The sequence below is a fragment of the Bradyrhizobium sp. CCBAU 45389 genome (assembly GCF_028128625.1).
In the GTDB taxonomy this organism is placed as follows: domain Bacteria; phylum Pseudomonadota; class Alphaproteobacteria; order Rhizobiales; family Xanthobacteraceae; genus Bradyrhizobium; species Bradyrhizobium liaoningense_B.
This window is the reverse complement of the sequence record NZ_LBIY01000098.1, coordinates 16,252-35,748: the sequence shown is the minus strand read 5'-3', so window position 1 is coordinate 35,748 and position 19,497 is coordinate 16,252. Positions and strand designations below refer to the sequence as shown.

Annotated in this window: 19 protein-coding genes; 13 read left to right on the top strand and 6 right to left on the bottom strand. The window is 64.7% G+C overall.

Annotation, left to right across the window (positions count from 1 at the left end; genetic code table 11):
- Positions 1–23: 23 nt before the first annotated feature.
- The 6 genes from flgK (at position 24) to XH79_RS36215 (ending at position 9,033) form a co-directional block, all read left to right on the top strand.
- Positions 24–1,907, top strand: a complete 1,884-nt coding sequence (gene flgK, locus XH79_RS36240) for a flagellar hook-associated protein FlgK (protein ID WP_271584785.1) — start codon at positions 24–26, stop codon at positions 1,905–1,907.
- 21 nt (positions 1,908–1,928) lie between these two features.
- Entirely contained in the window at positions 1,929–3,803 is a 1,875-nt protein-coding gene (locus tag XH79_RS36235; protein ID WP_271584784.1) for a flagellar protein, read from the top strand.
- 72 nt (positions 3,804–3,875) lie between these two features.
- Positions 3,876–4,658, top strand: a complete 783-nt coding sequence (locus tag XH79_RS36230; RefSeq protein ID WP_271584783.1) for a hypothetical protein — start codon at positions 3,876–3,878, stop codon at positions 4,656–4,658.
- Positions 4,659–4,668: 10 nt separating this feature from the next.
- Positions 4,669–6,294 (top strand): hypothetical protein, encoded by a 1,626-nt coding sequence (locus XH79_RS36225; protein WP_271584782.1) that lies wholly within the window; start codon positions 4,669–4,671, stop codon positions 6,292–6,294.
- Position 6,295: 1 nt separating this feature from the next.
- Entirely contained in the window at positions 6,296–7,540 is a 1,245-nt protein-coding gene (locus tag XH79_RS36220; RefSeq protein WP_271584781.1) for an ATP-grasp domain-containing protein, read from the top strand.
- Complete coding sequence (locus XH79_RS36215) at positions 7,537–9,033, top strand: pyridoxal phosphate-dependent decarboxylase family protein (RefSeq protein WP_271584780.1); 1,497 nt, start codon at positions 7,537–7,539, stop codon at positions 9,031–9,033. Before XH79_RS36220 ends, XH79_RS36215 begins: the two co-directional genes overlap by 4 nt.
- A 92-nt stretch (positions 9,034–9,125) precedes the next feature.
- Here XH79_RS36215 and flbT read toward each other — a convergent pair whose 3' ends face one another.
- Positions 9,126–9,566 (bottom strand): flagellar biosynthesis repressor FlbT, encoded by a 441-nt coding sequence (gene flbT, locus XH79_RS36210; RefSeq protein WP_212342958.1) that lies wholly within the window; start codon positions 9,564–9,566, stop codon positions 9,126–9,128.
- A 325-nt stretch (positions 9,567–9,891) separates the two neighbouring features.
- Between flbT and XH79_RS36205 the strand changes: the two genes are divergently transcribed.
- From XH79_RS36205 to XH79_RS36190, 4 genes are all read left to right on the top strand, one after another.
- The gene (locus tag XH79_RS36205; protein WP_212342959.1) at positions 9,892–11,496 is read left to right on the top strand and encodes a flagellin N-terminal helical domain-containing protein; all 1,605 of its coding nucleotides are present in this window, start codon (positions 9,892–9,894) and stop codon (positions 11,494–11,496) included.
- Positions 11,497–11,731: 235 nt separating this feature from the next.
- A complete protein-coding gene (locus XH79_RS36200) occupies positions 11,732–13,342 on the top strand; it encodes a flagellin N-terminal helical domain-containing protein (protein ID WP_271584779.1) in 1,611 nt (536 codons plus the stop codon).
- Positions 13,343–13,630: 288 nt separating this feature from the next.
- Positions 13,631–13,999, top strand: coding sequence for a flagellar biosynthesis regulator FlaF (flaF, locus tag XH79_RS36195; RefSeq protein WP_183240137.1), 369 nt, complete (start codon positions 13,631–13,633; stop codon positions 13,997–13,999).
- Positions 14,000–14,012: 13 nt separating this feature from the next.
- Positions 14,013–14,378 carry a hypothetical protein gene (locus XH79_RS36190; RefSeq protein ID WP_271584778.1) on the top strand — a complete coding sequence of 122 codons (366 nt, stop codon included), beginning with the start codon at positions 14,013–14,015 and terminating at the stop codon, positions 14,376–14,378.
- Here the strand turns inward: XH79_RS36190 and XH79_RS36185 are convergent, their stop codons facing one another.
- The 4 genes from XH79_RS36185 to XH79_RS36170 all read right to left on the bottom strand — a co-directional run bounded on the left by XH79_RS36185 (position 14,379) and on the right by XH79_RS36170 (position 16,905).
- On the bottom strand, positions 14,379–14,738 hold the full coding sequence (locus XH79_RS36185; RefSeq protein ID WP_212342962.1) for a hypothetical protein: 360 nt from the start codon (positions 14,736–14,738) through the stop codon (positions 14,379–14,381).
- Positions 14,739–14,897: 159 nt separating this feature from the next.
- Positions 14,898–15,395, bottom strand: coding sequence for a hypothetical protein (locus XH79_RS36180; protein ID WP_212342964.1), 498 nt, complete (start codon positions 15,393–15,395; stop codon positions 14,898–14,900).
- 11 nt (positions 15,396–15,406) lie between these two features.
- Entirely contained in the window at positions 15,407–15,781 is a 375-nt protein-coding gene (gene flgJ, locus XH79_RS36175; RefSeq protein WP_271584777.1) for a flagellar assembly peptidoglycan hydrolase FlgJ, read from the bottom strand.
- Complete coding sequence (locus XH79_RS36170) at positions 15,781–16,905, bottom strand: flagellar basal body P-ring protein FlgI (protein WP_271584776.1); 1,125 nt, start codon at positions 16,903–16,905, stop codon at positions 15,781–15,783. Before XH79_RS36170 ends, flgJ begins: the two co-directional genes overlap by 1 nt.
- 271 nt (positions 16,906–17,176) lie before the next feature.
- Here XH79_RS36170 and XH79_RS36165 point away from each other — a divergent pair, with 271 nt between their 5' ends.
- The gene (locus tag XH79_RS36165) at positions 17,177–17,590 is read left to right on the top strand and encodes a flagellar assembly protein FliX (protein WP_018642825.1); all 414 of its coding nucleotides are present in this window, start codon (positions 17,177–17,179) and stop codon (positions 17,588–17,590) included.
- Between the two features lie 178 nt (positions 17,591–17,768).
- Here the strand turns inward: XH79_RS36165 and XH79_RS36160 are convergent, their stop codons facing one another.
- Positions 17,769–18,140, bottom strand: coding sequence for a winged helix-turn-helix transcriptional regulator (locus XH79_RS36160; protein ID WP_025037390.1), 372 nt, complete (start codon positions 18,138–18,140; stop codon positions 17,769–17,771).
- Between the two features lie 157 nt (positions 18,141–18,297).
- On the opposite strand from XH79_RS36160, the gene XH79_RS36155 reads away from it, so the two are divergent.
- Both XH79_RS36155 and dksA read left to right on the top strand, forming a co-directional pair.
- On the top strand, positions 18,298–18,909 hold the full coding sequence (locus tag XH79_RS36155) for an NAD(P)-dependent oxidoreductase (RefSeq protein ID WP_271584775.1): 612 nt from the start codon (positions 18,298–18,300) through the stop codon (positions 18,907–18,909).
- A gap of 216 nt (positions 18,910–19,125) precedes the next feature.
- Positions 19,126–19,491: an RNA polymerase-binding protein DksA gene (gene dksA, locus XH79_RS36150; RefSeq protein WP_008554760.1), complete on the top strand. Its 366-nt coding sequence runs from the start codon at positions 19,126–19,128 to the stop codon at positions 19,489–19,491.
- The last annotated feature ends 6 nt before the right edge of the window (positions 19,492–19,497 follow it).

The window sequence follows — 19,497 nt, the reverse complement described above, 5'->3', positions numbered from 1 at the left end:
TAACCAAAGGCGGGTAAGTACACATGGGTTTGAGTTCAGCCCTCGCCAGTGCGATGAGCGGTCTGCGTGCCAACCAGGCCGCGCTCTCGATCGTCTCTTCGAACGTCGCCAATTCGCAGACGCCGGGTTACGTCGTCCAGACCCCGAACCAGATCGAGGTCACCACCGGCGATTTCGGCTCGACGGCGATGACGACCGGCGTCAGCCGGGAGCTCGACACTTTTGTGCAGAACCAACTGCGCACCGAGACCGGCGGCAGCGGTTACGCCGACCAGATGGCCAACATCCTGAAGCAGCTTCAGAATGTCTATGGCACGCCCGGCAATAACGGCACGCTCGAAACCGCGCTGAACAATTTCACCACGGCGCTCCAGGCGCTCTCGACGAGCTCGGGGTCGTCGTCGGCGCAGACCGTTGCGCTGGGCGCGGCTCAGGCTCTGGCGCAGCAGCTCAACGTCACCACCAAGGGCATCCAGTCGCTGCGCTCCAACGTCGAGCAGGACCTCGGCACCTCGGCGCAAGCCGCCAACGCGGCGATGCAGCAGATCGCCGACATCAACACCAAGCTCCAGGGCCTGTCAGCCAACGATCCCTCGGCCGCGACGCTGATGGACCAGCGCGACCAGGCCATCAACACGCTGTCGAAATTCGTCGACGTGCGCGTCACCACCGACGGTTCGAACCAGGCTAACATCTACACCACGACCGGCGTCCAGCTGGTCGGCGCCGGGCTCGCCTCGCAGTTCACCTTTGCCTCCGCCGGCGCACTGTCGGCGACCTCGCTCTACAACATCGACCCGGCCAAGTCCGGCGTCGGCGCGCTCAACATCAAGCTGCCGAACGGCTCGCAGCTCGACGTCGTCGCCAACAACGTGGTCTCGTCCGGCCAGATCGCGGCCGACCTGAAGCTGCGCGATCAGACGCTGGTGCAGGCGCAGAACCAGATCGATCAGCTCGCCGCGACGATGTCGAGCGCGCTGTCGGACAAGACCACGGCCGGCAGCACCGTCTCGGGCCCGCCGGCCGGTTTCGACCTGGAGCTCGCCGGCGCGCAGCCGGGCAACACGGTCAACATCACCTACACCGACACGACGACCAACACCCAGCGCCAGATCACGCTCGTCAACGTGACCGATCCGGCGGCGCTGCCGCTTCAGAACGCCACCAATGCCAATCCGATGCGGGTGGGCGTCAATTTCTCCGGCGGCATGAGCGCGATCGCCGCCGCGCTCAACACCGCGCTCTCGGGCTCGCATCTGTCGTTCTCCGCCGCGCCGTCGCCGGCCACCGCCACCACGCTGCGGGTGACCGATGACAACACCGGCCTCGCCAAGGTCAATTCGGCCTCGACCACCAAGACGATCTCGTCGCTGACCTCGGGCAGCCCGCAGCTGGCGGTGTTCACCGACGGCGGGCAGGCGCTCTACACCGGTGCGATCACGGCGTCGGGCTCGCAGATGACCGGCCTTGCCGGGCGGATCGCCGTGAATACGCAGCTCGTCAGCGATCCCACGCGGCTGTCGGTCTACAGCACTTCGCCGGTGACGCCTGCGGGCGACACCACGCGTTCCGACTATCTCTACTCGCAGCTCACCAATGCGGTGTTCTCCTATTCGCCGACGACGGGCCTCGGTTCGGCGAACCAGCCGTTCACAGGCAGCGTCTCGAACTACCTCCAGCAGTTCCTGAGCATTCAGGCCAACGCCTCGACCCAGGCCACCCAGCTCCAGCAGGGCCAGAGCGTCGTGGTCTCGACGCTCCAGGCCAAGTTCAACTCGACCTCCAGCGTCAATCTGGACTCGGAGATGTCGAACTTGATCCAGCTCCAGAATGCCTATGCCGCCAACGCCCACGTCATGTCGGTGGTGCAGGGCATGATGAACACGTTGCTCCAGGCTCAAGCGTAAAAAGTAACAGGGCTCTGAAACATGTCGATCAGCAGCATCAACTACTCATCGTCGGTCCTCGGCGCGCAGATCCGCAACATCAATCAGCAGCTGACCGACCTGTCGACGCAGCTCTCGACCGGCAAGCTGTCGCAGAACTATTCCGGCATGGGCACCAACGAGGGCTTCGCGATCGCCTCGCGCGCGCAGCTCTCCAACATCGCCGCCTATACCGACACGATCACCAACGTCAACGTCAACATCAACCTCGCCAACACCGCGCTGCAGTCGCTGACGACGATCCGCAACACGGTGCAGACCGGCTCCGCCAGCACCGCGCAGGATCTCAACGTCAACGGGCAGACGGTTGCGCAAAACACGGCCGCGGCGCAATTCGGCTCGATGGTCGGCGTGCTCAACACGCAATCGGGCAACCGCTATCTGTTCTCCGGGACGGCCGTCAACACGCAGTCGGTCACTGATGCCGGCGACATCATCAACGGCACGACGACGCAGGCGGGCTTCAAGACCGTGATGGCGGAGCGCCAGGCCGCCGACTTAGGGGCCAACGGCATGGGGCGGCTGGTGCAGACGCAGCCGACGCCGAGCTCGGTCCAGGTGTCGGAAGACGTCGCCGGTTCGCCGTTCGGGCTCAAGATCAAGGCGGTATCCTCGACGCTGACGGGCGCGACGCTGACGGGCCCGAGCGGCTCGCCGGTGTCCTTCTCGGTCGATCTCAACGGCGTCAATCCGAACAATGGCGACAAGCTGAGCGTCCAGTTCACGCTGCCAGATGGTACGACCGAGCAGATCGATCTGACCGCCTCGACCGCCACGCCGACGCCGGCCGGCAGCTTTGCGATCGATACGACCACTCCGGCCAACACCGCGACCAATCTCAACACCGCGCTGAACACCGCGATCCTGAAGCTCGCCAACACCTCGCTGGTCGCGGCGTCGGCCGTGACCGCCGGCGATAATTTCTTCAACACCGCAAGCTCCGCGATCGGCACGCCCGTCAACAACCAGGCGGCACCGCCGGCGCCGGTGACCGGGGCGACGGCGCTGTCCGGTGCGAGCCCCTCGGACTCGATCTCGCCGGGCTTCGTCGCCGGCGACACCATCACCGTCAACGGCACCACGCTCACCTTCGTCAGCTCGGGCGCGACCGGCAACCAGCTCAACGTCACCGACAGCATCCAGACCCTGCTGAGCAAGATCGACGCGATCACGGGGACTTCGAAGCCGTCGACGGTCCATGGCGGCGCGATCACGATCAACACCGACGATGCGGCGAGCCTGAACATCACGAGCTCGAATACGGGTGCGCTGGGCTCGCTCGGTTTCAGTGCGACGCCGGTCACAGCCACGCAGCCGCCGCTGCGCGTCGGCTCCTCGCCGGCGAGCTCGGCGACGACGCTGGTGAACGGCTCGGCCAACACCGTGAAATGGTACCTCGGCAATGACGGGCCCGGCTCGCCGCGCTCCACCGCGATGGCGCGGGTCGACGATTCCGTCACGGTGCAGTATGGCGCGCAGGCCAACGAGGACGCGATCCGCCGCCAGTTGCAGGCGATCGCGGTGTTCGGGACCTTCTCGACCTCGCCGACCGGGCAGTATTCGGGCGGGCAGGTCTCGGCGCTGAGCCTGCGGGTGACCCAGGCGCTGACCCAGCAGCCCGGCCAGCAGCGCATCGAGGACATCCAGACCGACATCGCGATGGCCCAGAACACGATGAAGGACGCGACCACGCGCCAGACCCAGGCCAAGGCGCAGCTCCAGAGCATCGTCGATCAGGCGGAATCGGCTTCGCCCGACCAGGTCGCGAGCGAGATCCTCGCGCTCCAGAACGCGCTCCAGGCGTCCTATCAGGTGACCTCGAACCTCGCGCAGCTCTCGCTCGTCAAGTTCCTGTAAGGTTGCGTTAAGACGCGGTTAACCATGCCTGTTTACCTCTTGGTGAGGATTGCAGCGGGGGCGGAGCGGTCGATGTCTGACAGGATGCAGCTGGTGGTGGCGACGCCGTGCTTCGGCGGGCAGGTGTCGAGCATCTATGCGAGCTCGATCTTCGCGCTGCAGCGCGCCGTCCACGGCATGTCCAATCTCGAGCTCAAGGTGCACTTGCGCGACGGCGATGCGCTGATCACGCGGGCGCGGGCCAACCTGGTCGCGATGTTCCTGGACGATCCCAACGCGACGCATTTCCTGTTCATCGATGCCGATATCGGCTTCAAGCCGGAGCAGGTGTTCCGGCTGATCGAATGCGGCGCGGACGTCGTTGCGGGCTGCTATCCGATCAAGCGGGTCAACTGGGACAAGGCCGCGCGTGCGATCCAGTCAGGTCGGGCCGACGTGCCGGCCGCCTCGCTCGACTACGTGCTCGAGATCGAGGATCCCGACCGCATCGTGGTGGTCAACGGCTTTACCCGCGTGCGCTATGCGGGCACGGGCTTCCTGATGATCCGCCGTCACGTGCTGGAGGCGATGTGCCGCCATCCGGACTACGCCAACCTTCAGTTCTTCCGCGAGCACTCGCATGACACGCTGGCGGCGAGCCAGAACCGGTTCGCGCTGTTCGAATGCATGATCGACCCCGCGACCGGCACCTATCTCTCCGAGGACTTCGCCTTCTGCAAGCGCTGGACCGATATCGGCGGCGAGATCTGGGCCGACGTCCAGAGCTCGCTCGATCACGTCGGGCCGTCGGTCTTCCACGGCGATATCGCCTCGCAATTCGCGCCGGCGCCCGCGGCGGCGGCCGACGCGGCCTGAGCGCTCCGGGATGAGCACCGGCGCATCCCGTCCGGCAGACATCGAGCGAGCGTCCGACGGCGGCTCGCGCTATCGCCTGCGCGATCTCTTCACCCCGCTCGACACGCTGCTGGTCTCCGGCGGCGATCCGCGCCTGACGCTCGATCCGAACGACCGCGTCAACGCCTATGGCTGTGCGTCATCGCCGGAGCCGGAGATCTGGAATTTCGCCTCCTCGACCGCATCCACGATATCGCAAGCAGCTTACGACCGCGCCGCGCTGGCGCGCGAAGAGCTGATGCACCGATGCCTGTTAGACGAGGTCGAGGTCGCCTTCGACGCACGTGGCGAGGGCATGCGCGAGGAGCTGCGCGGGCATCTCCAGCTTTCGCCGCGCGTCGACATCGTGTTCTCGCCGTCAGGCACCGACTCTCAGCTCCACGCCTTGTTCCTGGCGCGCGCGGTGCTCGGCGCACCGCCGGTGACGATTGTGGTCGGCGCCGATCAGACCGGAAGCGGGACGGCCCATACTGCGGGCGGGCGCCATTTCAGCACGCTGACGGCGAGCGGCCTTGCGGTGCGCAAGGACGGCGCGGTGGCCGGCCTTGCCGGCGACCGCATCGCGGTGCCGCTGCTCGACGCCGCCGCGTCCGACATCGCGATGCGCACCGATGCCGACGCTGCAGTAATGCGTGCAATCGAGAACAGCCTCGCGCAAGGCCGGTGCGTTCTTCTGCACATCATGGATTCGTCAAAACTCGGCTGGCGCGCGCCGAGTGCTGCCTGCCTCGATGAGATCGCGCGGCGCTGGCCGCGCAAGGTTCAGGTCGTCGTCGATGCCTGCCAGGCGCGACTCGGCCGCCGCCGGCTGCGTTCCTATCTCGACCGCGGTTACATGGTGCTGATGACCGGCTCGAAATTCTTCGGCGGCCCCGCCTTCAGCGGCGCGTTGCTGGTGCCGAAGGGCCTGTCGCGGTCGATCGACCGCATTGGCGCGATGGCGCCCGGCATCTTCGACTATGCCGGCCGCTGCGACTGGCCGATCGCCTGGACGGCGCTGCGCTCGCGGTTCGAGCGCCGGCCGAATTTCGGTCAATGGCTGCGCTGGGAGGCGGCGCTTGCGGAGATCGGTCGTTACTATGCCGTGCCCGGCGCATTCCGCGCCAGGGCGCTGGCTGAGCTCGCTTCCGGCATCGACAGCATGACCAAGCTGTCGCCGGCGCTTCGCCCCGTTCCGAACGCATCTGAGAACGGCGGCGTCGACGACGAGGAATTCGAACGAGGCACGATCTTTCCGCTCGCGTTGCTGCGCGGCGGAGAGCCGGTCTCCATCGCCGAAACCAGCGCGGTCTATCGCGCTCTGGCCCGCGACATGAGTAGTGAGATCGACGGCAGTGCCGCGGACCAGCAGGTGGCCGCACAGCGCTGTCTCGTCGGCCAGCCGGTGCGGCTGGAGCGGACGGACGGCAAGCCGCAGGGATTGCTGCGGCTGTGCGTCGGCGCGCGGCTCGTCACCGAAGCCTGGTCGGCTGACGCCGCCCAAGCGCAACGCAATTTGCAGCATATGCTCGATCGCATCGCCCACGTGCTGGCGAAGATCGAGCTGCTGCTCGACCGTGCGGCGACTGTGCCGGGAAAGTCTGTGCTCGAGACCTAAGATGCTGCCTCCTGTTTCTGCGCCGAACGGCATGACCACACCGAACTATTCCGACCGCATCGGCTTTGCGCAGTTGACGCGCCGGGCCTTCGAGGGCGGCGACCTGCATCCGTTGCGCGAGCATCTGCTGGCGCGGATCGCAGAGGGGACCGCGGAGGCGGGCGAGGGCCTCGATCTGTCGCTGGTCGCGCAGCTGCTCGGCGAGAAGGAGGCCGGCCTCGTGATCCAGACCGAGGTGCTCGCCTTCCATCAATTGTTCCGCACGCCTTGCGCGGCCACGAAACCGCGCATGCGCGTGCTGGCGCTCGCGGCCGATATCGACATGGGCGGCAACACCCCGATCGAGTTTCTGCTCGAAGGCTCCGACATCGAGCTGCTGACGCTCTACGTGGTCAAGGGCGTCGGTCTGCCCGAGACGTTGCCCGATCACGACGTGGCCATCGTGGTCGCCTCCGATTCGGAGGAATGCCGCGAGGCGCTCGCCGTGATCGAACAGGCTGCGCCGCGCTGGCCGCGGCCGCTGCTCAATCGCCCCGAGCTGATCGGCAATCTCGATCGCGACAAGCTGTATCGGTTGCTGGCTGATATCCCCGGTCTCGATATTCCCGTGACCGCCAACGCGACCCGTGCGCAATTGACGGCTCTCTCAGAAGACCGGATCGCCTGCGCGGAGATTACGAGCGAATTGCACTTTCCAATGATCGCACGGCCGCGCGGCACGCACGCCGGCGTCGGTCTTGCGAAGGTCGACGATGCTGCGGCGCTGAAGGCCTATCTGGTCGAGCGACAGGAGCAGGACTTTTTCGTCGCGCGTTTCGTCAACTACGCGAGCCCCGACGGGCTCTTTCGCAAGATCCGGCTCACCATGGTCGACGGCGAGCCTTATGCGTGTCACATGGCGATCGCCGATCGTTGGGACATCTGGTATCTCAACGCCTACATGGCGTTCAGCGAGGAGAAGCGCGCGGAAGAGGCCATCTTCATGCAAGACTTCGATCATGCCTTCGCTGCGCGCCACAAGAATGCGCTCGACGAGATGAGCCGGCGCGTCGGCCTCGACTATTTCATCGTCGATTGCGCCGAGAACCAGGATGGCGAGCTGCTGGTGTTCGAGGCCGACAACACCGCCGTCGTGCACAACATGGATCCGCCCACCGTGTTTCCGTACAAGCCGCCGCAGATGCGCAAGATATTTGCCGCGTTCACGGCGATGCTGTCGCGGCATGCAAAGGTGGGCGAGGCATGAACGAGATCATCCGCAACACGCAAGGCTCCGTCACGCACACCTCGCTCGATCCGCAGGACTGGAGCGAATTCCGCACGCTCGCCCATCGCATGCTCGACGAGGCGATCGACGGCATCGCCAATGTCCGCGCGCGCCCCGTCTGGCAGCCGATCCCCGATAATGTCCGTGCGGCCATCAAGTCCGACGTGCCGCGTGAGGCAACCGACCTCGCCGATGTCTATCGCGAATTCGCTGAACATGTCGCGCCTTACGCGATCGGCAACGTTCATCCCGGCTTCATGGGCTGGGTGCATGGCGGCGGCACGGCGGTCGGCATGGTCGCGGAGATGCTCGCTGCGGGTCTCAACGCCAATCTCGGCGGGCGCGACCACATGCCGATCGAGGTCGAACGCCAGATCGTCGACTGGATGCGCCGCCTGTTCGCGTTCCCGGAAGAAGCGAGCGGCATCTTCGTCACGGGCACGTCGATGGCCAATCTGATGGCGGTGCTGGTGGCGCGCAACGCTGCGCTCGGCACGCTGGCGCGGCAGCACGGCATCGGCAATGACGGTGCGCTGCTCGCGGCCTACACGTCGCGGGCCGCGCATGGCTGTGTGTCCAGGGCGATGGACATCGCCGGGCTCGGCACCGATGCGCTGCGCAAGATCGGCGTCGACGCCGATCATCGCATCGACGTCGACGCACTGCGAGCGCAGATCGCGGCCGACCGCGAGGTCGGCTTCAAGCCGTTCCTCGTCGTCGCTTCCGCCGGCACGGTCGATGTCGGTGCGATCGACGATCTCAGGGCCGTCGCGAAGCTGTGCCGCGAGGAAGGACTCTGGTTTCACGTCGATGGCGCTTTTGGCGCGCTCGCAATTCTCTCTCCCGAGCTCGCGCCATTGCTCGGCGGCATCGAGCTTGCCGATTCCATTGCGCTCGACTTCCACAAATGGGGGCAGGTGCCCTACGACGCCGGCTTCCTGCTGGTGCGAGACGGCGAACGGCACCGGCAGGCCTTTGCCCAGCCGGCGGCCTATCTGAGCCGCGAGGCGAGGGGGCTGGCGGCCGGTGCGGTCTGGCCCTGCGATCTCGGCCCCGATCTGTCGCGCGGCTTCCGGGCGCTGAAGACCTGGTTCACGCTGAAGACGTTCGGCACCGACCGGCTGGGTGCGGTGATCGCGCGAAGCTGCGCGCTCGCCAAATATCTGGAGGCACGCGTGCTGGCCGAACCGCGGCTGGAATTGCTGGCGCCGGTGAATCTCAACATCGTCTGCTTCCGCTACCGGTGCGGCGACGCTGTCAATCGCGAGATCGTCGCCGACATCCAGGAATCCGGCATCGCCGCGCCCTCGGGCACGACCCTGGACGGCAAGTTCGCGATCCGTGCGGCCATCGTCAATCACCGCACGAACGAGACTGATATCGATGCGCTGGTTGCGGCCGTGCTGGAGTTCGGCGGACGACGGAGCGGCGGAGTGATCGAAGTCGAGGCGCCGCCGCTCGTTGCGCAGTAGCGTCGCTGCATGGCTGAAACGACGACGGCCCCGGAGGCGATCCGGGGCCGTTGTCGTTCGTAAGGTGTGGTCGTCTGCGCGAACGCCTGTGGTCAGGCGGCGCTGCTGACGTCGTTCTTGCCCGCTGCCGCCTTGGGATGCGTGGCCTCGAACTGGCTCCGCAGCTTCTCCTCATAGGCGATCAGCTTGCGGGCATCCTTCAGCGCGCGATAGAGATCGCCGCTCATGATGTTGTTGTTGATGTCTTCGATGATCGGCCAGGCGCTCGGCACCGCGGTAACGATGTCGCGCACCAGGCTGAAATAGGTGCCGTGCTGGGTCTGCGGGTCCGGCGAGATGTACATGAGCTGGACCGCCAGATAGACGAGCTTGGCCGGCGTGTCGGCGGTCTCGGGCGTGAGGATGTCGCGCTCGCGCAGGATCGGCACGTTCTCGCCATCGATCAGGAGGCGGGCACGCTGGTCCGTGTTGGTGATCACGGAGTTACCGACGATGATGCGCTCGTGCGGTTTGAGCTCGACCTTGAGAGCCATGCCTGTTCTCCATCAATCCTTTTGCAGCAAGCGGTCGGTGCGCCCCTTCTATATGGCGACGATCGGCAGCGATTTGGGGCGATCGTCGCGCAACATGGTTAACGGAGAGTAAACGAACACGCTTGTGGCCGAAAACTCAGTGATTCGAGCGTTGTAGCGGTATTCTGGTCGCCTCCGCGGCTGCTCCCGGGAGAGGGCTCGCGTGCTGACGCAGAGAATGCGGGGGTTTCATTTCACGGATTGTTAGAGGCTTGGACGCAGGTTCCGGCGGTCGTCTGACCAATCATGGTCAGATGGGACGCGTAGCTACCAGAAAGGTACCAGTATGTCCGTTGTCCTCTCCGCATCGGTTCGTCAGAACCTGCTCTCTCTCCAGTCCACCGCCGACCTGCTCGCCACCACCCAGTCCCGTCTTTCGACTGGCCGCAAGGTGAACTCGGCTCTCGACAATCCCACTAACTTCTTCACCGCGCAGGGTCTCGACAACCGCGCCAGCGACATCGGCAACCTGCTCGATGGCATCGGCAACGGCGTTCAGGTGCTGCAGGCCGCCAACACTGGTATCACCTCGCTGCAGAAGCTGGTCGACAGCGCCAAGTCGATTGCAAACCAGGTGCTGCAGAGCCCGACGGGCTACTCCGCCAAGTCGAGCGTGACGTCGGCGGCGATCACCGGTGCGACTGCCGACAATCTGCTCGGTACGGGCTACACGAACGCCACGGTCACCGGCGGCACCGTCACCAACGACAACACCACGACTGCCGCCAACATCACGGCTGCCACCAAGCTGGTTGGCACGGCCGGCACTGGTTCCGACAACCTCGGCACCGCCATTACCAACGGTTCGGTTCTGACCGTCAACGGCAAGACCATCACCTTCTCGACTGCGCAGACCACCTCGACCACCGACGCTTCCGGCAATGTCACGATCGGCATCGGCTCGGGCAGCACCTTGGCGGTGAGCGATGTCCTCTCGGCCATCGACGGCATCACGGGAGCCGGCACGGCTTCGACCGTCACCAGTGGCCAGCTTGTGCTGAGCACCGGCACGGCCTCGGACCTGACGATCTCGGGAAGCGGTAACGTGCTCACCGCGCTCGGTTTGACGGCTGGCACCACCGCCCGTGTCCCGCCCGCCATCTCGGGCAAAACGTTGACGATCGGCGCAACCGCTGGCGGCACTGCGACCAACATCACGTTCGGCACCGGCGCCGGTCAGATCTCGACCTTGAACGGGCTGAATACGGCGCTCGCAGCCAACAACCTGCAGGCCTCGATCGACTCGAACGGCAAGATCACCATCACGACGACGAACGATGCGGCTTCCGCGACGATCGGCACGATCGGCGGCACTGCGGCTGGCTCCAGCCAGGCATTCAACGGCCTGACTGCGGCGGCTCCGGTTGCCGACCCGACCTCGCAGGCCCAGCGTGCGAGCTTGGTCGCGCAGTACAACAACGTGCTCGCGCAGATCAACACGACCGCGCAGGATGCCTCGTTCAACGGTGTCAACCTGCTGAACGGCGACACCCTGAAGCTGACGTTCAACGAAACCGGCAAGTCGACGCTGAGCATCACCGGTGTGACGTTCAACACCGCTGGTCTCGGCATCTCGTCCCTGACTTCGGGCACCGACTTCCTGGACAACGCTTCGGCCAACAAGGTTCTGACCACGCTCAACGCCGCCAGCAGCACGCTGCGGTCGGAAGCGTCGACGCTGGGTTCGAACCTCTCGGTCGTGCAGATCCGCCAGGACTTCAACAAGAACCTGATCAACGTTCTGCAGACCGGCTCGTCCAACCTGACGCTGGCCGACACCAACGAGGAAGCGGCCAACAGCCAGGCGCTGTCGACCCGCCAGTCGATCGCGGTCTCGGCGCTGTCGCTGGCCAACCAGTCGCAGCAGAGCGTGTTGCAGCTTCTGCGCTGATACGCGACGAAAATCGTCACTCAAGACATCGCGGCGGGGCTTTTGCCCCGCCGCTTTTTTGTTGCGCGCTCGCGCGAGGCCGGGGGAACCGGGCCGCGTTAACGCCTCGTTAACCTTGCTGCTTAAGCCGCCATTAACCTTAATTTAAAGGAGACCCCCTAAGACTGGACGAAAGTGCATTCCCCGATCGGCGAGCACCGATTCGTACAGCGTCGCGCAAGAGGAAGATCCGCCAATGTCCAACATCGTTCTCTCGGCATCAGTTCGCCAGAACCTGTTGTCGCTGCAGTCGACAGCCGACCTGCTCGCCACCACGCAGCAGCGTCTTGCGAGCGGCAAGAAGGTCAATACGGCGCTGGACAACCCGACCAACTTCTTTACCGCCCAGGGGCTCGACAATCGCGCCAACGATATCAGCAACCTCCTCGACGGCATCAGCAATGGCGTCCAGGTTCTGCAGGCCGCCAATACCGGCATCACCTCGTTGCAGAAGCTGGTCGACAGCGCAAAGTCGATCGCCAGCCAGGTGCTGCAAAGCCCGACGGGTTATTCGCCCAAGTCCAACGTGACGGCGGCCGCGATCACCGGTGCAACCGCCAACAACCTGCTGGGCACGGCCTACACCAACAACACCGTCACCGGCGGCACCGTTACCAACGACAATACCACCACTGCCGCCAACATCACCGCTGCGACCAAGTTGGTCGGCACGGCGGGCACGTCGTCCGACAACCTCGGCGCGACCATCACCAACGGTTCGGTTCTGACCGTCAACGGCAAGACGATTACGTTCTCGACCGCGCAAACCACCTCGACCACGGACTCATTCGGCAACGTCACGATCGGCATCGGCACCGGCAGCGCTCTCTCGGTGCAGACCGTGCTGGACGCGATCGACGGCATCACGGGCGCGGGTACGGCGTCGACCGTCAACGGTAGCGGTCAGCTCGTGCTCAGCACCGGCACGGCCCAGGATCTGGCGATCTCCGGTTCAGGCAACGTGCTCACGGCGCTCGGCCTCACCGCCGGCACCACAGCCCGCGTCCCGCCTCCGCTCAGCGGCGAGACTTTGACGATCGGCGCGACCGGCAGCGGCACCCCCGTCAGCATCACCTTCGGTACCGGCACCGGGCAGATTTCCACGCTCAATCAGCTCAATGCCGCGCTGGCGCCGAACAACCTGCAGGCAACGATCGACCCGACCGGGCACATCAACATCGTAACCAGCAACGATGCCGCTTCGTTGACGATCGGCGCAATCGGCGGCACGGCCGCGGCGAGCGGTCAGCCCTTCTACGGCCTGATCGCGCAGCCGCCCGTCGCGGACGCGAATTCGCAGTCTACGCGCGCCAACCTCGTCGCGCAGTACAACAACGTGCTCGCGCAGATCAACACCACCGCGCAAGACTCCTCCTTCAACGGCGTCAACCTGCTGAACGGCGATACGCTCAAGCTCGTGTTCAACGAGACTGGACGTTCGACGTTGACCATTCAGGGCGTGACTCTCAACGACGCCGGCCTCAGCCTTGCGCCCTTGAACCAGGGCGTCGACTTCCTCGACTCGAATTCGGCGAACGCCATTCTGACTTCGCTCAACGCGGCCAGCACCACGCTGCGCGCGGAAGCATCGACGCTCGGTTCGAACCTGTCGATCGTGCAGATCCGGCAGGACTTCAGCAAGAACCTGATCAATGTGCTGCAGACCGGCTCCTCGAGCCTGACTCTTGCCGACACCAACGAGGAAGCGGCCAACAGCCAGGCGCTCTCGACCCGCCAGTCGATCGCCGTGTCCGCGCTGTCGCTCGCCAACCAGTCGCAGCAGAGCGTGCTTCAGCTCCTCCGCTAAAGGCGGCGCCGACGAAGATGACAGATGATGCAACGGCGAAGCTGAAAGCTTCGCCGTTGTTTTGAGTGAGATCGCTAACGCTCGATTAGTCGAGATCGGCGCAGGCTCCGATGCATCGTTTACAGTGCGCGCTCTCGGATTTATTCTTGAAGCGACGATGAGATCCGGGCCCGTAATTGTCCGGAGACTGTCCGCACTCTCACGTAAGCAAATCTTAAACGGTGCTGCCTAGTGTCGGAATGAATCCTTAAGCCTGCATAACGGGCAAGGAAACTTCCAGGGTGATAAATGTCGAGTTCTGCTGCTTCGGCTTATGCGCGCGTCGCAACGACTACTGCGTCTCCCCGCGACATTGAGGCGCAAACGCTGCTGAAGGCCGCCAACAAGCTGCAAGACGCGATCAACAGCGACGACCCCTTCGGGGAGCAGACGATGCAGGCCCTGATGTTCAACCGCAAGCTCTGGACCATTTTCCTGAGCGAGGCGATGCGGGACACCAATCCGCAGCCGATCGACGTGCGGCAGAAGATCGCAAACATCAGCGTGTTCGTGCTGAGTCAGACCGCAGCGCTCCAGGCCAGCCCGCAGCTCGATCATTTCCGCCCGCTGATCGAGATCAACAGGAATATTGCCGCCGGTCTGTCCGGGCGGCCGTAGACGGAGACGGGTCGTGGCCGACGTCATGAGCATCCTGTCGAGCTCGTACAAGTCGGCCGGCATGTCGATTCCAAGCAAGACCAAATACGTTCCGGTCGATTCCTCGCTCTATCAGGGCACGTGGACGGGCAAGTATCCCGACGGAAAGACGTTCTCGCTCAGCATCTCGCAGATCGACGGCTTCCGCGCGCAGGTCCACTATCAAAGCGGCAGCACGTCTCAGTACCAGCAGGTGCTGATCAAGGACTCGGCGTTCCGGTTCGGCAACACCAAGTTCATACTGACGGGCAACGGCACTGCGCAGATCAAGAACGTCGTCACCGACCCCGCGACCGGGTCGACCTACATCGACACCGCCCAAGCGACGCGGAGCACTTGATCAGGCGCTGAGGTCCGTGTTGAGCGGACGCGTCGGTTCGGACTTCAAGTCCAGTGCATGGAAGTAAGCGCGCCGGCGCAGCATGGCTTCGTCGGGGAACTGGTTGACCACCGCGTCCGTCCTGTCATTGACGACCTGAAAGACGAAGGATGCCGCTGCCTGGTCGAACACGACCTGGCGCGAGACGTTGTCGTTGCTGTGCACATCATTGCGCACGATCGCGCTCGCATCGCTCGCGGCGACCGTCTGGCTCACCGGGAGATCAGTTTGCACGGCTTCATTCGCCGCCGCGTTCGACGTCGTTGTGATCTGCACGGGGGCCGGGATCCCCACCGGCCTGATGCTGAAATCTGTACTCATGGCAGCCTCCTGGTTGCCTTACTTGAGTCAAATCCCAACCCCTCTAATAACGCAACATTGGAACACCAGGACTGAAGACCCGGTAAGCAAACGTGCCTAACCACGCGACGATACCGTCGCGCGGTTTTTCGTAAAATTGTCGCTTGTCTTCGACTGCGCTCAGAGCGAGCGGCTGACCGCGAGCGGCGTGATGTGGCGCGGGCCGGGAGCAGCGCGACGCCCGGCGGCGGTATAGGTGTTCGGTACGTTGCGCTTCTGGATCTCGGCATTGACGCCGCGCACGACGCTCTCGGAGACCGCATGCGCGGTTGCGAGCACCGTGAGATTGACCTGGAGCATCGCGCGGAACGCATCGTGGTGGCGATGCAGCGTCGAGAGCAATTCGGGCGCGGATTTCGCGAGCTGGGCCTGGTTCGCCTTCAGCTGGCTGACGGCGCCGACATAGTTGCGCGACAGCTCCTGCTTCCTGCTCTCGAGAGTCATGGCCTCGCGGACTTTTCCGGCGCGCACCAGCTCGGTCTCGCGCTCGATCAGGCCGAGCAGGGCGCTCATGGCGTCCATCAGGTCTTCGGCGAGCTTGCGCGCCTCGGCGCTGCCGGGCGCGGTGTTCGGGCGCTGCGCTTGCATCGGCTGACGTGAGGCGTTGAACTGGTTCATCTCGTTGGACCTTATGCCGTACGAAGCGTGGTTTTCGCCTGCTGGATGATGAGGGTGCGATAGACGTCGCGGGCGACACCGACGCCGCCGGCATTGGCGAAGTTCTTGGAATATTGCTCGGTCAGCATCGAACGCCACACGCCGGTTCCGGGCGTGCTGCCGAACGGGCCATCGCCCTTCAGGCCCGAGGTCATCTGCGAGAACATGCTGTTGAGGAACATCGCCTCGAAATCGGTGGCGGTCTTCTGCGCCTTGGCCTGTTGCTGCGGCGCGACCTTCTGCAGGGCGGCCGCGAGCTCGAAATCGGGGCGGCCGTTGCGGCTCTCGACCGAGAACGCCGGGGCGTACGTCGTGGGGTGCGGGGTATTGATCGTGCTCGTCTGCATCACATCACCTCGATGTCGGCTTCGATCGCACCGGCGGCCTTGATCGCCTGGAGGATGCTGATCATGTCGCGGGGGCCGATGCCGAGGCCGTTGAGGCCGTCGACGAGCTGCTGGAGCGAGACGCCGTTCTTGACGAGGGCCAGCTTCCTGCCGTCCTCGGTGACGGTGACGCTGCTGCGCGGCGCGACCACGGTGCGGCCGCGCGACAGCGGGTTGGGCTGGCTCACCTGCGGGCTCTCGGAGATCGTGACGGTGAGGTTGCCCTGCGCCACCGCGACGGTGGCGACGCGGACGTCGCGGCCCATCACGATGATGCCGCTGCGTTCGTCGATGACGATCTTGGCGGCGAGATCGGGATCGACCTGGAGCTGCTCGATCTCGGTGAGAAAGGCGACGACGTTACCCTTGAACTCCGGCGGGACCGACAGCTGCACCGTCGAGGGATCGATCGGCTCGGCGGTCTTGACGCCGAGATAGTCGTTGACCGCCGCCGCGATGCGCTTGGCGGTGGTGAAGTCGGCGTTGCGCAGCGCCAGGCGGACGTTCGGCAGGCGGTTGAGCGCGAACTCGATCTCGCGCTCGATGATGGCACCGTTGGCGATGCGCCCCACCGTCGGGACGCCGCGCACGATCTTGGCCGCCTCGCCCTCGGCCTGGAAGCCCGAGATCGCGAGCGAGCCCTGCGCCACCGCATAGACATTGCCGTCGGCACCGAGCAGGGGAGTGACGAGCAGGGTGCCGCCCTGCAGGTTCTTGGCATCGCCGAGCGCGGAGACGGTGACGTCCATGCGCGTGCCCTGGGTGGCGAAGGCCGGCAGATTGCCGGTCACCATCACGGCGGCGACGTTGCCGGTGCGGATGGTGGCGCCGCGGATGTTGACGCCCATGCGCTCGAGCATCGCCTGCAGCGACTGCTTGGTGAAGGGGATGTTGTTGAGCGTGTCGCCGGTCCCGTTGAGGCCGACGACGAGGCCGTAGCCGATGAGCTGGTTCTGCCGCACGCCTTCGATATTGGCGAGGTCCTTGATGCGCGAGGTCGCAGCCGCTGACGTGACTGACAACGCCAGCGCCGACAGCGCGGCGCAGGCCACCCCAACAATCCTCACCCAACGAACGCCTGGCATCCTCTGCTCCCCGAGGCTCCTCAAATCGACAAGACCTGCACGACACTCCCATGACGAGCTGGTCCGGCGCTGTCCTTGCGAGCGCTGTGCCAACGTGGGGCAGAGGGGTTAGGCGATTGAATAGGTTGAATAAATCTGTTTCGACCGGTGTCGGCGGGCGTTCGCCTTCAGGAGCGAAACTGCCGCCTGTCGGCAGATTTTGCCGGGCCGTTTACGGGTCGTTAACCATAAAACGGCGAAGGTGAGGCATCGATCACCCGGATTGCTTCCGATGCGCATCTACGGACCGAACGGCACCACGCTTGGAACGCCGGCCAGCCAGGCCAGACGAACCGGCTCTGGCACCTTCGTGCTGCCCGACACCTCCTCGGCGCAGGAGACGCGGAGCGCCGCTGCACCGAAGGCCGCAGCCAACATCGACGCCCTGCTCGCGCTGCAAGGCGTCGAGGAGGATCCGGTCGAGCGCCGCAAGCGCTCGGTCGCCCGCGGCAGGACCGCGCTCGACGTGCTCGACGAGCTCAAGATGGGGCTCCTGTCCGGCAACCTCGACGCATCGACCGTGATGCGGCTGCGCGATGCTGCGGCGAACCTGAAATCGTCCTCGGGCGATCCCGGGCTGGACTCCGTGCTCTCGGAGATCGAGCTGCGTGTCGAGGTCGAACTGGCGAAGGCGGGACAGGCGTAGTCACGTTATCCGTCACCCTGAGGTGCGCGCCCTGCAAAGCAGGGCAAGCCTCGAAGGGCGACGGCCCCGCTGAAGCATCTCGGCCATGCATCCTTCGAGGCTCCCGGCGCGATGCTTTGCATCGCACCACTCGCACCTCAGGATGACGGGACTTCTGTAAGCGATCTTCGCACGCACCCTACGCCGCTTCCTCCTTCAACTGCGCGTCGTAGCGGCGCTGGGCGGCGAGTACGTCTTTCAGATTCTGCTCGGCCCAGTCGCGCAGGGGATCGACGGCGGCGGCGAGCGTCAGCCCGAGCTGCGTGATCGAATATTCCACCGTCACGGGCACGGTTGCGATGGCGCGGCGTCTGATCAGCCCGTCGCGTTCGAGCGATTTCAGAACCTGGCTCAGCATCTTCTGCGAAATGCCTTCAATCGTGCGGCGCAACTGATTGAAGCGCATCGGCTCTTCGCGCAGCAGCAAGAGGATCAGCACCGCCCATTTGTCGCCGACGCGGTCGAGGATCTGGCGCGTGGGGCAGTTGGCTGCATAGACGTCGGGCTTCATCGTCGGGTCCTCGATCGATTTCCGGCCGCCTGTGCGCGCCGGTGAGTTGTGCCGGTTACTCCGGCGTAATCAGGTAAGCACAAAGTGCTCTCTTAACACCAGCATTCTTTGCGATATCTAGTCACCGTTGGTTACTATAGAAGCAAAGGAGCCTTCCATGAAAATCGCAGTCGCCGGCGCCTCGGGCCGGGCCGGGTCGGAGATCACCAAGGAGCTGTCGCGCCGCGGCCACAGCGTTACCGCCATCGCCCGGAACCCGGAGAAGATTGCGGCCCTGCCGAATGTCACGCCGACCAAGGGGGACGTGCTCGACCAGACGGGCTTGACCAAGCTGTGGGCCGGGCACGACGTGGCCGTGAGTTCCGTCCACTTCCTGGCCAGCGACCCGCAGAAGCTGATCGGCGCGGCCAAGGGGTCGGGGGTGGGCCGTTACCTCGTTGTCGGCGGAGCCGGCAGCCTCGAAGTCGCCCCCGGCGTGAAGCTGGTCACAACTCCCGGTTTTCCGGCTCAGTACAAGGCCGAGGCGGAGGCGGGCTCCGCCTTTCTCGACCTGCTGCGGCAGGAAAAGGACCTGAACTGGACCTTCATCTCGCCGTCGGCGCTGTTCATCGAGGGGGAACGCACCGGCAAGTTCCGGCTCGGGACCGACCTGCTTCTCGCAGATGCGAACGGCAAGAGCTGGATCAGTTTCGCCGACTATGCCATCGCGCTCGCCGACGAGGTCGAGAAACCGGCCCATCTGAAGCAGCGTTTCACGGTCGGTTACTAGGCCTTCGGCCGCTCCCGGGCCCTTCAGGATAAACCTTCCTGTGCAAGGGCTTGGGAGCGGTAACCGGACGCTCAGGGAAATATTGTCTGTCACAGGAGGCCGCTATATAACGCCCCGCTCAACGGACCCCGTTCCGTTTGCGAGTCGTTGCTTAGACAGATAGGCCGCCCTTTGGAAAAGTTGAAAAACTACCGACCGACCGAAAAAGAGCCTTTCATGAACGACCGGCAGAAGGAGTACTTCCGTTTGAAGCTCCTCGCCTGGAAGGATGAGATTCTCAAAGAGTCCAAGCTCACCCTGCAAGCCCTGCAGGAGGAGAACGTGAACCACCCCGATCTTGCCGATCGGGCATCGTCCGAAACCGACCGCGCCATCGAACTCCGCGCCCGCGACCGCCAGCGCAAGTTGATCGCCAAGATCGACGCCGCGCTCCAGCGTATCGAGGACAACACCTACGGCTATTGCGAGGACACCGGCGAGCCAATTTCGTTGAAGCGGCTCGAGGCCCGGCCCATCGCGACGCTCTCGGTGGAAGCGCAGGAGCGCCACGAGAAACGCGAGAAGGTTTATCGCGACGAATAAGGTCCG

Excerpts from the sequence above, each read along its gene's own strand:
- flgK (WP_271584785.1), top strand. The coding sequence starts at position 24 with ATGGGTTTGAGTTCAGCCCTCGCCAGTGCGATGAGCGGTCTGCGTGCC.
- XH79_RS36235 (WP_271584784.1), top strand. The coding sequence starts at position 1,929 with ATGTCGATCAGCAGCATCAACTACTCATCGTCGGTCCTCGGCGCGCAG.
- XH79_RS36230 (WP_271584783.1), top strand. The coding sequence starts at position 3,876 with ATGTCTGACAGGATGCAGCTGGTGGTGGCGACGCCGTGCTTCGGCGGG.
- XH79_RS36225 (WP_271584782.1), top strand. The coding sequence starts at position 4,669 with ATGAGCACCGGCGCATCCCGTCCGGCAGACATCGAGCGAGCGTCCGAC.
- XH79_RS36220 (WP_271584781.1), top strand. The coding sequence starts at position 6,296 with ATGCTGCCTCCTGTTTCTGCGCCGAACGGCATGACCACACCGAACTAT.
- XH79_RS36215 (WP_271584780.1), top strand. The coding sequence starts at position 7,537 with ATGAACGAGATCATCCGCAACACGCAAGGCTCCGTCACGCACACCTCG.
- flbT (WP_212342958.1), bottom strand. The coding sequence starts at position 9,566 with ATGGCTCTCAAGGTCGAGCTCAAACCGCACGAGCGCATCATCGTCGGT.
- XH79_RS36205 (WP_212342959.1), top strand. The coding sequence starts at position 9,892 with ATGTCCGTTGTCCTCTCCGCATCGGTTCGTCAGAACCTGCTCTCTCTC.
- XH79_RS36200 (WP_271584779.1), top strand. The coding sequence starts at position 11,732 with ATGTCCAACATCGTTCTCTCGGCATCAGTTCGCCAGAACCTGTTGTCG.
- flaF (WP_183240137.1), top strand. The coding sequence starts at position 13,631 with ATGTCGAGTTCTGCTGCTTCGGCTTATGCGCGCGTCGCAACGACTACT.
- XH79_RS36185 (WP_212342962.1), bottom strand. The coding sequence starts at position 14,738 with ATGAGTACAGATTTCAGCATCAGGCCGGTGGGGATCCCGGCCCCCGTG.
- XH79_RS36180 (WP_212342964.1), bottom strand. The coding sequence starts at position 15,395 with ATGAACCAGTTCAACGCCTCACGTCAGCCGATGCAAGCGCAGCGCCCG.
- flgJ (WP_271584777.1), bottom strand. The coding sequence starts at position 15,781 with ATGCAGACGAGCACGATCAATACCCCGCACCCCACGACGTACGCCCCG.
- XH79_RS36170 (WP_271584776.1), bottom strand. The coding sequence starts at position 16,905 with ATGCCAGGCGTTCGTTGGGTGAGGATTGTTGGGGTGGCCTGCGCCGCG.
- XH79_RS36165 (WP_018642825.1), top strand. The coding sequence starts at position 17,177 with ATGCGCATCTACGGACCGAACGGCACCACGCTTGGAACGCCGGCCAGC.
- XH79_RS36160 (WP_025037390.1), bottom strand. The coding sequence starts at position 18,140 with ATGAAGCCCGACGTCTATGCAGCCAACTGCCCCACGCGCCAGATCCTC.
- XH79_RS36155 (WP_271584775.1), top strand. The coding sequence starts at position 18,298 with ATGAAAATCGCAGTCGCCGGCGCCTCGGGCCGGGCCGGGTCGGAGATC.
- dksA (WP_008554760.1), top strand. The coding sequence starts at position 19,126 with ATGAACGACCGGCAGAAGGAGTACTTCCGTTTGAAGCTCCTCGCCTGG.